Below are 12,569 nucleotides of genomic sequence, written 5' to 3'. Positions count from 1 at the left end.
TATCTACATAATAGATAGGCTATGTAATCTGGTTTGTATGACAATTAGATAGGGGTATATCCTCGATCAAGCTTTGAATACTCGGGTGTCTTAAGGAGCCGCTAGGCGTCCATTCCATAAAATTTACTTTAACAACTAACTGGGGTTTAACCCAGAATAACTCTTTATTGCTAGAAGGGTAGTTAATAAAAGGATTATGATCCGTAATCAGAGGGGTAGCCTTCTCTGTTAGTTCAATCCAGCCTTGCATCGTGATTTTGCCAGTACCTGCATGACCAATATAGTCTAAATCTCCGCTTGGATTAACAAGGCCAAGTGCTAGTGAATGGACTATCTTATTTTTAAAACTGATACCACCTACAATTGCAAGCAAATCCCTATTTATTTTGTGTTTTTGCCACCTAGAATCCTTGCCGTTAATTGTGTAGGAGCTTGTGAGATTCTTACTTACAATTCCCTCGATGCCTTGTTGTTTAACTGCCTCAAATAACATGTGACCATCCGAAAAATTCTGGACAATATGAACCTGCTGATTCGGCTTCATGATGCTATTTAACTTGTCTTGCCTTTCAATTAAAGGCTCTTTCGTCACCCATTCATTCTGTAGATAAAGAACATCAAAAACCATATAAGTGATAGGGATGTTGTTAACAGCTGAATCGATACTGTGCTGATTACGCAATTGATCTCTTTTCATAATTTCATAAAAGGAAGGCTTCTGTGCTTCAAAAGCAATGATCTCGCCATCTAATATAAAGGAAGATGCGGAGCAAAATGTATTAGGGGATAACAATTCTGGATACTGTAAGGTTCGATCGTTTAATCTGCGATTCACTAATCGCATACTTACTCCATCGTAGTAAGCAAGCATTCTTACACCATCCCACTTCACTTGGGCAACCCAGTCCGGACCAATTGGGATCTTCTCTGCTCGTATAGGTTCGAACGGAATGACAGGGTTTAAGTCCATATGGATCTCCTTTAGGAAAAATAACATTTTAGAAAAATAACATCCGTAATCCCCAAAATGTATCCTAGTCTATTTCCAGGAAAGTTTATTTTGGGGACTCGAATGGTATCTAGGTTTATTTGATGGTTATGTGACCGCTTTTTTGGGTGAACGACCCACCCGTTTCTTCTTGGTAGTTGTTGCTTTAGTTGATTCCTTAGCGGGCTTAACAGGATTTCCGGGTTCAGTTGGAATCATAGCCGCTGGCTTCATGGTATCTAAACTTGCTTGCAAAGCTGACATTAAATCAATGATATTAGATTCTGGTGCTTGTGGTGCTGTTTTAATTTCCTGCCCAGCAATTTTCTGCTGGATGGCATCCTGCAAAGCAAGACGGTATGAATCTTGGTATTTAGCAGCATCAAAAGGTGTAGACAGCTGTTCAATTAACATTTTGGCCATTGTCATTTCTTTGTCATCGACAATAATTTCCTCTGGAAGATTAGGAACTTGCGTAATTTGCCTGATTTCATCAGGGTAGAAGATAGTCTCCATCGCTATACAATTATCAATGACACGAATCGCAGCAAGGGAGCTTTTGGAACGGATTGAAACTTTAGATATGCCGATTTTACCCGTTTGGCGCATCGACTCAAGTAACAGGCTATAGGCACTCTTCCCGGTATCTGCTGGTGATAAATAATACGTTTTCTGAAAATAAATAGGATCAATGTCTGTTAAGTTAACGAAATCCAATATTTTAATTTCCTTGGTTGCTTCTCCAGAAAGCTTCTCTAGCTCTTCTTTCGTAAAGGTTACAAATCGTCCAGGTTCATATTCGTAGCCACGTGTAATTTCAGACCACTCTGTTTCACGATCACAGGTTGGACATTTACGAACATACGATAGTGGTGTGTTACAGGTTTCGTGTATATATCGCATGGATATATCCTTGTCTTCAGTTGCTGAGAACATGCGGACTGGTACGTGTACAAGCCCGAATGAAATTGCCCCTTTCCATACTGTGTGCACGAAGCTCCCCCCTTCAAGATGATGAGAAATTTAAAATGATGCAAATGAAAATGCTCTACATCATAATCAGTGCTTGCACTATAGAAGCTTATGCAGATTGTAGCGAAGGGGGCGGGATTTTCCTGAAGAAGCGCCTTTGCCACCGGATTTCTACCGCTATATGCGGTATTCGATCAAGAAATCTGGTGGCAACAGCGATCGTAGGGACAATCCGTCCACGCAGCGGTCATCTAACGAATCCATTACAAACTTCAAGCACTGATTCTGGTGTTGAGCTAGTGAAAATGAATGCTTGTAGTATACCTTGATTTGCTTATCTGTATGAATGAAGGTAATGGGTGAAGGAGACATTAGGATGAAAATGTCTGCAAGCAGACAGATGGAGGATGCATGAATGGATAACTTGGATCAAGGTGGAACTCAGAAGGACTCCAATAAGCGATTGTCGGACTCTAATCATGAGGGACGTGATAATTATTTTATGGATATTGATCGAATGATTAATGAGGGTCTTGGAGGTGGGAATGTCACAATGCAGAACGGATTGATTGAAGCATCAACAACCGATACAATTGGGGAAAGTGAATCTGAGGTTGAAGAAGAATTGTGATTTGCTACAACTCCCATCAGAGGGCTATAATAGGTACAAATCAAGAAGGCGTGTGATGTGTACGTGGGGGATGAGTTTGCACTAATCGAATTGCTAACACAAGGCAAGCAATCTACCTTATGGCAACGTGAACATGGTGTCGGAGTCGGTGTTGGCGACGATGCTGCTGTAACTGGCCTTACTCCTGGTTATTCACTTGTTATGGCTTGCGACACGATGGTTGAAAACATTCATTTTGCATGCTGGTCAATGCGAGATGAGGACGTCGGGTATAAGGCGATGGCTTCTAATATTAGCGATATGGCGGCAATGGGAGCAATCCCTCGGTATGCGCTGGTCGCTTTATCTGTGCCACAAGGCACGGATGAAGGTCGACTCGAACGCATCTATGCGGGGCTCTACGAGTGCGCAAGCACATACGATGTTGCAGTAGTGGGCGGCGATACAACTGCCTCACGTGAGGGGATCGTGATCACGGTCACGATCATCGGTGAAGTTGAAGCAGGCAAAGCCCTGCTTCGATCTAAGGCAAAGACGGGCGATGCCGTCTTTGTAACTGGTGCCCTCGGCGGCTCAGCCGCAGGGCTTGCGCTGAAGCAGTATGCGTGCGCGGAGCATAGCGCGGGCGATGCTGCTGCGCAAATGCAGATGGCGCCTGAGCTGCAGGCGCTAGTGCAGGCGCACCAGCGCCCAGTGCCGCAGGTCGCCGCAGGGCGGCTGCTGCTGCGCACGGGGCTTGGCCGTGCGCTTAACGATATCTCCGATGGCATTGCCAGCGAAGCCGCTGAGATCGCAGAAGCGTCTCGCGTCGGGCTGGTCATCGAAGAGGCTCTGTTGCCGCGACCAGCAGGCCTTGCTGCAGCTGGGCTTGCCTTAGCTGTACCGCCGCTTGCGTGGATACTCTACGGCGGCGAAGATTATGAACTCCTTGGCACGGTTGCCAAGGAGCATGTTCCCGCACTGCAAGCCGCGTTCGTTGAAAGCGGCTTGCAATTGCATGTCATCGGGTATACGACCGATGACTTTACGGGTGTCCGTCTGCTGCGCGCAGACGGCACGACAGAGCCCCTCGAGAAGCGGGGCTATAATCATTTTTGCCGAAAGGAATGATTCGGCTTGAAGCCTATTTATAAGTATCATGCTGATAATGAACAAGCAACTGAACAATTAGCGGGGCATCTGGCTGCTGTTGCTGTACCAGGTACAGTGATTACACTAGATGGTGATCTCGGTGCAGGTAAAACCCGGTTCTCCCAAGGATTTGCTAGAGCAATTGGTGTATCGAGATTAGTAAATTCGCCGACGTTTACGATTATTAAGGAATATGAAGGGACTAAGCTTCCCTTTTATCATATGGATGTATATCGGATTGGTATAGAAGATACCGATGATTTAGGCTTAGATGAATATTTCTATGGTGATGGCGTGACATTGATCGAATGGTCCAAGCAGGTCGAAGATATTCTACCGAGTAATCGACTCGAAATTGTGATTGAACGAACAGGTAATCAGCTGACAGAACGCATCTTTCGACTCATCCCGCATGGTGAACCCTATGTGGCGTGGTGCGCAGCTTTTAAGGGGAACGGATGGATATTATGATGAAATCAAACGAAATTGAAATGAAGCAAGGCTACTTACTTAGTATGGACACATCGACTTCAAATATGACCATTGCGTTATTGAGCGGTGGCCAGGTCGTTCAGGAACATGAGACTGAAGCAGTTCGCAATCATTCGGTTCAACTATTGCCTAATATTAAAAGTATGCTAACGAGTGAGGGAATTAAGCCCAAAGACTTAGCTGCGATTGCAATTGGTCAAGGCCCAGGCTCCTATACAGGAGTTCGAATTGGTGTGACAGCTGGGAAGACACTCGCTTGGTCGCTAGGAATTCCACTAATTGGCATCTCTTCGCTAGAAGCGATGGCACACAGTGGCTACAGACAAGTTATTCAGTCTCAAAACACAGGGAATTTGACTATAAATGTCGAATCAGGCACTGTGAAGGATAAAGTGCGTTATATCATACCCTTAATGGACGCTAGACGAAGTCAAGCTTTTACAGGTATATATGAATGTCGTGAAGATCAAACATGGAATTGCCTTAAGCAGGATGGCATTCGGGTCATTTCAGCGTGGCTTGAGGAATTATCCGTAATGTTAAATCATAATTCAACTTCAGCTAATGGAGCCGGACTTCCTGATGAAATTATTTTTGTGGGTGAAACAGAACTCTTCACAGATGCAATTAAAAGTTTCGCTGATGAATGGTCTGATCGGATGGGGAGTGGGGCAGTCTACTCGTCCTCATCGCATATTAAAGCTGCTGATGTTGGTTATCTAGCTAATAAGCTGTGGAATGAGGATACATTTAAATCAGATGATTTTTATGATTTTGTACCTAACTACACACGACTTGCTGAAGCGGAGGCTAATTTACTCAAAGCAGCACAAGAACGGGAGTAAGGTGGGGAACGATGGATCAGCAATCACAATGGATGGAGCCACCACAGGAAATACATTCCTTGGAGTTTCGTCATATGACATTAGAAGACATTCCGCATGTCGTTAATATTGAACGAGAATGCTTTACCACACCTTGGTCAGCAACTGCATTTACCAATGAGCTGACGAATAATCATTTTGCTAAATATATGATTATGGAATGTAACGGAGATATAGCCGGTTATGGTGGCATGTGGATCATTATGGATGAGGCGCATGTTACGAATATTGCGGTGAGGACTATGTACCGTGGAATTAAGCTCGGCGAGCGGCTTCTATCTGAATTACAGCGTACTGCTGCTTTTCTTGGTGCTGAGAAGATGACACTTGAGGTGCGTAAATCCAATATCGTAGCTCAGAATTTATATCTGAAGCTTGGATTTAACAGTGCAGGTGTCAGACCTAAATATTACACCGACAATAATGAGGATGCCTTGATTATGTGGGCTGATTTGCCGAAGTATACAGATGATTGAGAGATGGTTAATATGACTGATAACAAGAGTACTTACATCCTGGCAATTGAAACGAGCTGTGATGAAACAGCTGTTGCCATTATTGAGAACGGCCGATTCATACGCTCAAATGTCGTGTCATCTCAAATAGAAACGCATCGTCAATATGGAGGTGTCGTTCCTGAGATTGCTTCTCGTAAGCACGTTGAGTCCATTACCCTTATTATGCAGCAAGCGCTTGAAGAAGCTAAGCTGACGACAGATGATCTATCAGCGATCGCTGTCACACAAGGTCCTGGGCTTGTTGGTGCGCTTTTAATTGGGATCATTGCAGCTAAAACGCTAGCTTTAACACTTGATCTACCGCTTATCGGTGTGCATCATATCGCGGGTCACATCTATGCGAATCAACTGGAGAATGAATTGCTATATCCTTCAATTGCTTTAGTTGTGTCAGGAGGTCATACAGAGCTTGTGCATATGAATTCGCCCGGCAGCTTCCACATTATCGGGCAGACACGTGACGATGCAGCAGGTGAAGCTTATGATAAAGTCGGACGAGCACTTAATTTACCATACCCTGGCGGTCCTCACATTGATCGTCTTGCGCATGAGACCGATCATGAGGTTGTTATGCCACGTGCATGGCTCGAACCTGATTCGTATGATTTCTCCTTCTCTGGACTTAAATCATCAGTGCTTAACAAGCTTAATCAAGCACAGATGAAAGGCGAAACGATCGTGCCTGCGGAGATTGCTCGTGGCTTTCAGGAGTCCGTTATTGACGTCCTCGTAACGAAGGCAGAGCGCGCCGTTCAAGAGTTCGGCGCACGCCAATTGCTGCTCGCTGGTGGCGTGGCGGCAAACCGCGGCCTGCGTACGCGTCTTGCTGAGCGCTGCTTGCAGATCGGTGTTCCACTCATCGTACCACCGATGAGCTTATGTACAGATAACGCGGCGATGATTGGCGCCGCCGCTCAGATCAAATGGGATAAACGAGAATTCGTTTCCCTCGACTTCAAAGCGGACCCGATGCTGCCACTTGAAACTTGGTAAATCGAGATGTCATGCTTTTAAATTATATTATGGCTAAAAGCCCGTCGTCTCTACTATAAGAGATGGCGGGCTTTTATGTGTTATACAAGTGGGTGGCATGACTCTTGGTGATTAGAGCAGCATAGGAATTGCATTAACCACATGTAATGTCCATTCTTGATTCTTGATCGACATGCATTCAGGCTGTTTATGTAAATACAGAACTGTACACAGGGCTTGTGTATGAAGTTATGCACAGGCCCTGTGGATAGTGTGTATAAGTGCCTCAATCTCTTATGTAACCTACTGTTGCTATGGTTGCAAAACTGGAATAAAATCTGAGTAACTTTTGCGCGAATTTTTGTGGATAATGTGGATAAAGCTGTGCAGAAGTGCATAAATAAGCGAAAAAACAGGGATTAACTCACAAATTGTATGTGGATAAAATTGTGAAGAAGTAATATTGTGAATATTTTTGATTGTTATACACAGCCCCGCATTCTATTCGTGAATGCGGGGCTGCAATGATTCGTATTTATTTGAGACTTAGTAATTCCTGAGCTGTCTTCTGCTCTTGTTCTACTTTGGATTTAGATTTCTCGGTTAATAGTGTGTTCCACGCTTCTTTGGTTGAGTCGTGGTTGCGGACATTCAGAAGTAAGTAAGATTTATATTTATCGCGTTGCTTCTCAGAAGCATTCATATAGCTAGTAAACAGAGAAGATACATAGGCAACAGGCATCGTTCTTCCGATTGTCTGATAAGAGGCTGCAGCGTTAACAAAGACGTTATCCGCTTGTTCATTTGGTAAAATGCTTTCAAATATTTTCATTGTTCTAGTGCTCGGGAATTTATATAAGTAAAAGGATGTCGTATATCGAACATCATCGTTAGGATGAGTTTTCATAATGATTTCTAGTTGATCCACAAGTGGGTCAGTTGGGAGTGAAGCAATCAGATCTGGCAGGGCAATTCGATAAGCCGACGGACTCTTGGTATCAACGGCTAGTTCGAAAAATACACCTAATTTGGACATATAATGTTGTTCAATGAAATCCAGTACTTCTTTGCGTTCTTTGTTGTAAGATTCGTATAGTGCTTGGACAAGCTGCTTCTGATCAATTAACTTCAGATATTCTAAGCTGTCATTAGCCAAATTATCTAGCTGACCATTAGTTTTCACATTAATCTTAGGCAAAGTCTCTTGAACTACACTGACGAGTTTATTCAAATCTGTGTAGACAATGGTTTTAGGATCAATTAGAACGGTCTTGGTTGGCGCTTCGTATACGACTTTATGACCAAGGGCTTCAGCAACAATACGAGCAGGTATAAATACACGATCGCCAACTAACTTAGCAGGAACATCAAGCTCGGCATATTGCTTACCATTCTTATAAATAACTTTATTCCCAACAGTCAATTCAATTTGAATAGAGTCTTTAATTGCTGTAACACTTTGTTTATCCTTGTCCCAAATAATATGAGCTTCATCATTCGTTATTCCTAGCCCTACTAATAAATCACGTAAGGGTGTTAATGTACGTCCATCTTCAATAAAAGGCTGAGCAAATACAAAGGAAAGTGCTTGATTCCCAACTTTCATATTAACGTCTGAAGCATAAGCACTCCCTGGGTTCAGGTACGATGTTGTTAAAGTAAGTGCCAATGATAGATATAGAGCCATCTTTTTGTTCATTATGATCTGCCTCCGTTATATGAGTGTGAGAATGCTGCGATTATAGTTAATAGTAATCGATAGTTGTAACGGATGGCAAACGATTTCAGAACTGAACTTTCGAGCTAAATCTTGGTTATTTTCTTGTCGGATCTTGTGGATCCAGGAAAGAAGGTCGTTTAATTCTGGCTGGAACTGGAGAACGCACGAGAACATCTAGTAATGCACGTCCGTTGAATGGTATAAGTGGCCATAGATATGGAGTCCCCAGTGAACTTGTTGTTAAGAGTAAGATGAACCAGGCAGTGCAGCCTAATACTAATCCCCATACATGCAACCATGCTGTAAGAATTAATAATGAAATTCTCACAAGCCGGGTCGCTAGACCAAATTCATAGCTTGGAGTTGCGAAGGTTCCCATAGCAGCAATGGAGAAATAGAGGATGACATCGTTGCTAAGCAGACCAACTTGAATCGCAATCTCACCAATCATTAGGGCAGCTACGAGTCCGAGAGTAGTTGCTAATGAAGAAGGTGTATGGATTGCCGCCATTCGTACGACATCTATGCCTATTTCGACAAGTATCAACTGGACAATTATCGGTACTAGTCCAGGATCTTTGGGAAATACAAACTCCAGTTCAAGCCAGCTCACAGGCAGTAATTGCGGTTCTAGATAGAACATGAACCAAATCGGAAGCAAGAACACGGATGCTATCATTGCTAGTAAACGAACCCAGCGCAAATAAGCACCGACAATCGGTTTCTGTCGATATTCTTCTGCATGCTGTACATGGTGAAATAGTGTTGTGGGAGCAATGATAACACTAGGTGATGTATCTGTGAAAATGAGTATATGGCCTTCTAATAAATGTATGGCTGCAACATCAGGCCGTTCTGTGTAACGTACTAGTGGAAATGGATTCCAATTATGCTTGAAAACAAATTCTTCGATCGTTTTATCAGCCATTGGTACGCCGTCAATATCGATGCTTTGTAGTTGTTCTCTGATCTTCTCAATCAGCTCGGGATCAGCCACATCCTCTAAATAGGAAATGACGACATCTGTTTTCGATCTTCTGCCAATTTGCGTGTATTCCATTCTTAGTGAGGGATCACGTAATCTTCGACGGGTAAGAGCTGTGTTAAAAACGAGCGTTTCCGTATAACCATCACGTGCACCACGAACCACGCGTTCATTATCTGGTTCAGCAGGTGTGCGAGCAGGATATGTTCTAGCGTCAATAATGAGCGCTTCATTAGATCCTTCAGTTAATAAGACTAGTGGTCCTGATAAGACAGCGGTAACGATCTGTTCGACATTCGTTGTCTTATCTACTTCTAAATAGCCGATATATTTATGGAGTAACTTATGAACAGCATCAGTTGTCAACTCGTCATTATGAAGTGTTGATAAATTGATCGTAATCAAATTCATAATGTCATCTTTTGCAAAACCGTCGACAAAGAAAAGCGCAAATTTTTTACCGCCGTAATCTAATTCACGATGAATGACATCAAAGCTTTTATCAACACCTAAGGCAGTTTTTAAATAGGTAACGTTATCGCTCAGTTCAGTTGTAAGCTTGATCATTGATAATACCTCCAGATGGAATGGACTTACAAACAACTAGCTTTTTTAAGTTATATCCATTATCGAGGTACTTAAATCAATTCTAAATTTATTTGTAATAATTTTGAATTTTATGTTATATTTTCAATGTGAGGAGATGTACATTTAATTTGAAGGGTTGGGTGATTGAGTATGTTGAAAGAAATGGTAGCTTACTTGCAAGGTAATAGGGATGTTCTTGCTTTAGTTGGTAATGGACAAGCTTCATTAATAGGTGTTACAACTATAGAGCAAAAGGCGCTTATTGAAGTAATCAGCGGCAATAAACAGAGCACGATTACTCCCAAGTCAATTTGGTTGTAATGGAGGATTAGATGTCTAGAACTAGGATTTACAGCATTATGATGCTACTAATTGCGGCTCTAGTTGTCGCAGTTGTATTCATTAATGTGTCACTAAATACAATATATATCGGAGTCGATCTCAATAAAACATCCGAGGGGAAATGGATTGTAAGCTACACAGATCGACAAGGCTGGGGCGCACATAATGGTATTAGAGTTGGTGATCAGATGCTGCAAATCGACGGAGCCAATCCTGACCAACATTCGACAATTAAATTTAACTCGATTGAACAAGCAAAAAGCATAGAAGTAATCCGTGATGGTAGGCATATTATTGTTTCTGTTGACGAAGATTTCAATTCAACTAAAGCGCGCAATAATTTGAGAATTCCAATTATTATTTTCCTCGTACTCTATCTTTTTTCCTTATTTCTCTTTATTAAAGCAAGGAAAGATAGCTCGGCGCATTTATTGATATTGTTTTTTATGACAACTGCATTATGCTATCTAGGCAGCATGCCATCCGGGATGAGATTTGCTTACGCACAAGTATTCGTCGCAATAGCTTTAACCTTGGTTCCGATTCTACTTTTAAATTTTTTGTACAGCTATTTTATAAAATACAATATTAAAGTGTTGAATCCTAAATTGATCTACGGTTTCTATGGGATAAATTCATTGTTTTTTATATTTGTAGTTGCATCTATATACACAGACTTTGGATACAAGGTTCATCCATCTTTGGTAGCTAACGGATCATTGCTGCTTTTTTCATTCGGTTATATCTATATGATTTATATTTTAGTAACTAGATATATTCAATTTCGTAAGACGATTTATAATCCGATCTTTAAATACATGATTATCGGGAATTTACTATCTTTCTTTCCCTTTATATTCTTGTATGCTTTGCCACGATTATTGTTTAATGAAATCTTCTTATCAGCCTACGTTGCCGCAATCGGTTTACTTCTATTTCCAATTGTGTATGTCTATTTAGTTGTATCTAAGAAACTGCTAGATATTGATTTTATAATTGATCGTTTACGTTATTATTGTTGGTTTGCAATACTACCATCTCTTATTATTTCTTTAAGCCTATTTTTATTTGTAGATTTCAGTAGATTTACATTAGCCCACTTTCTCTTCGCTTTCATTATCGTCTATATCATGATTGTTATTCTGTTGTACGTGAAGGAAAGATTGGAATCACCTTTGAACACGACTCCTTTCAAGAAGAAACTGAACTTTCAGCTAAGTTTAAATCAGTTCTCTGAGCAAATTAGGAAGGTTAATAAGCAAGCTGATTTAGAAGATTTAATCATACAAGAAGTAACAAGAATGCTCCCTATTTCGTCAGCAGCTATTATAGAAGTGGATAATGAATATCAATGCGTAGAGATTCGAAAAGAAAGCAATCAACTACCGGATGTTAAGTTTATAGAATTAACGAACCAGACGAGTAGGACGCATGAAATTGGTGAGCTCCTTAACTTGAATATAGGTATTTGTATACTAATTGGTAAGAAGCAGAAGACGCATTACTTACTGTGGATTGATAATAAGCAGAATCGTATGAAATACAATCCGGATGAACTCATATGGCTGCGAACACTAGCCAATTATATTGGGATCGTATATGAGAACCTGGATATGTTAGCAGGTATTATTTCGGAGTTTGAACTTAGAAATGGGCAAGATTCTCCAGCCTGGGTATCACGACTCGTCTTTCGACTAGCAGAGAATGAAAGACGTCGACTTGCTTCGGATTTGCATGATTCGGCCTTACAGGATCAATTGTTATGGTATCGAAAATTTGAAGATATTTTGTATGATAATAACTTTCCAATTGATGTTCGCATTCGTATGGAAGAGATTAAAGAAGGACTGCTTGATGTTATTCATCAGATCAGGCAGACATGTAATGAGCTTCGACCACCGTTTCTTAAAGAAATGGGAGCTGTCGAAGCAATTGATCAACTATGCGTTAATGCTGGATTGAATGCAAATTTTAATATTGAATTTGAACATGATCAGCTTGATTTGAAATTAGATGATGAATATGTACTGATGTTCTATCGTATTACACAAGAGTTATTACGTAATACAATGAAGCATGCATCAGCTACTGAGGTAGAACTAGTAATTCGGAATGATGATAAGACAATCACATACGAATATGTAGATAATGGCGTTGGAATGGATTTAGTTCATTCCAAATCCACCTCCAAAAACATGGGAATATCGGGTATCCGCGAACGAGTCGCAAGCTTGAACGGAGAGACCATATTTCAATCAGCAATAGGAGCGGGATTCAAGGTAACGGTCATTCTACCGATCATGTAATAGACAAGCAAAGAGCGCGTTCACCCTATATCTTGAGAAC

At 41.5% G+C, this 12,569-nt stretch carries 13 protein-coding genes; 9 read left to right on the top strand and 4 right to left on the bottom strand.

Annotation, left to right across the window (positions count from 1 at the left end; all coding sequences use genetic code 11):
- Positions 1-19: 19 nt before the first annotated feature.
- A complete protein-coding gene (locus AC1DOK_RS22010) occupies positions 20-970 on the bottom strand; it encodes an ATP-dependent DNA ligase (RefSeq protein ID WP_477556451.1) in 951 nt (316 codons plus the stop codon).
- Between the two features lie 126 nt (positions 971-1,096).
- Complete coding sequence (gene ku, locus AC1DOK_RS22005) at positions 1,097-1,981, bottom strand: non-homologous end joining protein Ku (protein ID WP_477556450.1); 885 nt, start codon at positions 1,979-1,981, stop codon at positions 1,097-1,099.
- A gap of 35 nt (positions 1,982-2,016) precedes the next feature.
- Between ku and AC1DOK_RS22000 the strand changes: the two genes are divergently transcribed.
- The 7 genes from AC1DOK_RS22000 (at position 2,017) to tsaD (ending at position 6,609) form a co-directional block, all read left to right on the top strand.
- Positions 2,017-2,289 (top strand): hypothetical protein, encoded by a 273-nt coding sequence (locus tag AC1DOK_RS22000; protein ID WP_477556449.1) that lies wholly within the window; start codon positions 2,017-2,019, stop codon positions 2,287-2,289.
- An 86-nt stretch (positions 2,290-2,375) separates the two neighbouring features.
- Positions 2,376-2,591 (top strand): hypothetical protein, encoded by a 216-nt coding sequence (locus tag AC1DOK_RS21995; protein WP_477556448.1) that lies wholly within the window; start codon positions 2,376-2,378, stop codon positions 2,589-2,591.
- Between the two features lie 57 nt (positions 2,592-2,648).
- On the top strand, positions 2,649-3,701 hold the full coding sequence (thiL, locus tag AC1DOK_RS21990) for a thiamine-phosphate kinase (RefSeq protein WP_477556447.1): 1,053 nt from the start codon (positions 2,649-2,651) through the stop codon (positions 3,699-3,701).
- 6 nt (positions 3,702-3,707) lie between these two features.
- Positions 3,708-4,193, top strand: coding sequence for a tRNA (adenosine(37)-N6)-threonylcarbamoyltransferase complex ATPase subunit type 1 TsaE (gene tsaE, locus AC1DOK_RS21985; RefSeq protein WP_477556446.1), 486 nt, complete (start codon positions 3,708-3,710; stop codon positions 4,191-4,193).
- Positions 4,190-5,059, top strand: coding sequence for a tRNA (adenosine(37)-N6)-threonylcarbamoyltransferase complex dimerization subunit type 1 TsaB (gene tsaB, locus AC1DOK_RS21980; protein ID WP_477556445.1), 870 nt, complete (start codon positions 4,190-4,192; stop codon positions 5,057-5,059). Before tsaE ends, tsaB begins: the two co-directional genes overlap by 4 nt.
- An 11-nt stretch (positions 5,060-5,070) precedes the next feature.
- On the top strand, positions 5,071-5,574 hold the full coding sequence (gene rimI / locus AC1DOK_RS21975; RefSeq protein ID WP_477556444.1) for a ribosomal protein S18-alanine N-acetyltransferase: 504 nt from the start codon (positions 5,071-5,073) through the stop codon (positions 5,572-5,574).
- 3 nt (positions 5,575-5,577) lie between these two features.
- Positions 5,578-6,609 carry a tRNA (adenosine(37)-N6)-threonylcarbamoyltransferase complex transferase subunit TsaD gene (gene tsaD / locus AC1DOK_RS21970; RefSeq protein WP_477556443.1) on the top strand — a complete coding sequence of 344 codons (1,032 nt, stop codon included), beginning with the start codon at positions 5,578-5,580 and terminating at the stop codon, positions 6,607-6,609.
- Between the two features lie 514 nt (positions 6,610-7,123).
- Here the strand turns inward: tsaD and AC1DOK_RS21965 are convergent.
- Together AC1DOK_RS21965 and AC1DOK_RS21960 are read right to left on the bottom strand one after the other, a co-directional pair.
- Positions 7,124-8,287, bottom strand: coding sequence for a copper amine oxidase N-terminal domain-containing protein (locus tag AC1DOK_RS21965; protein WP_477556442.1), 1,164 nt, complete (start codon positions 8,285-8,287; stop codon positions 7,124-7,126).
- 115 nt (positions 8,288-8,402) lie between these two features.
- Positions 8,403-9,860: a spore germination protein gene (locus tag AC1DOK_RS21960; RefSeq protein ID WP_477556441.1), complete on the bottom strand. Its 1,458-nt coding sequence runs from the start codon at positions 9,858-9,860 to the stop codon at positions 8,403-8,405.
- A 171-nt stretch (positions 9,861-10,031) separates the two neighbouring features.
- Between AC1DOK_RS21960 and comX the strand changes: the two genes are divergently transcribed.
- Both comX and AC1DOK_RS21950 read left to right on the top strand, forming a co-directional pair.
- Positions 10,032-10,202 (top strand): competence pheromone ComX, encoded by a 171-nt coding sequence (gene comX, locus AC1DOK_RS21955; RefSeq protein WP_477556440.1) that lies wholly within the window; start codon positions 10,032-10,034, stop codon positions 10,200-10,202.
- An 11-nt stretch (positions 10,203-10,213) separates the two neighbouring features.
- Positions 10,214-12,529: an ATP-binding protein gene (locus AC1DOK_RS21950; protein WP_477556439.1), complete on the top strand. Its 2,316-nt coding sequence runs from the start codon at positions 10,214-10,216 to the stop codon at positions 12,527-12,529.
- Positions 12,530-12,569: the final 40 nt, after the last annotated feature.

This window comes from Paenibacillus sp. P5_B5, from assembly GCF_056400365.1.
This window is presented reverse-complemented; position numbering and strand designations above follow the sequence as displayed.

Coding starts and splice junctions, on each gene's coding strand:
- AC1DOK_RS22010 (WP_477556451.1), bottom strand. CDS start 970: ATGGACTTAAACCCTGTCATTCCGTTCGAACCTATACGAGCAGAGAAG.
- AC1DOK_RS22000 (WP_477556449.1), top strand. CDS start 2,017: ATGATGCAAATGAAAATGCTCTACATCATAATCAGTGCTTGCACTATA.
- AC1DOK_RS21995 (WP_477556448.1), top strand. CDS start 2,376: ATGGATAACTTGGATCAAGGTGGAACTCAGAAGGACTCCAATAAGCGA.
- tsaB (WP_477556445.1), top strand. CDS start 4,190: ATGATGAAATCAAACGAAATTGAAATGAAGCAAGGCTACTTACTTAGT.
- rimI (WP_477556444.1), top strand. CDS start 5,071: ATGGATCAGCAATCACAATGGATGGAGCCACCACAGGAAATACATTCC.
- tsaD (WP_477556443.1), top strand. CDS start 5,578: ATGGTTAATATGACTGATAACAAGAGTACTTACATCCTGGCAATTGAA.
- AC1DOK_RS21965 (WP_477556442.1), bottom strand. CDS start 8,287: ATGAACAAAAAGATGGCTCTATATCTATCATTGGCACTTACTTTAACA.
- AC1DOK_RS21960 (WP_477556441.1), bottom strand. CDS start 9,860: ATGATCAAGCTTACAACTGAACTGAGCGATAACGTTACCTATTTAAAA.
- comX (WP_477556440.1), top strand. CDS start 10,032: ATGTTGAAAGAAATGGTAGCTTACTTGCAAGGTAATAGGGATGTTCTT.
- AC1DOK_RS21950 (WP_477556439.1), top strand. CDS start 10,214: ATGTCTAGAACTAGGATTTACAGCATTATGATGCTACTAATTGCGGCT.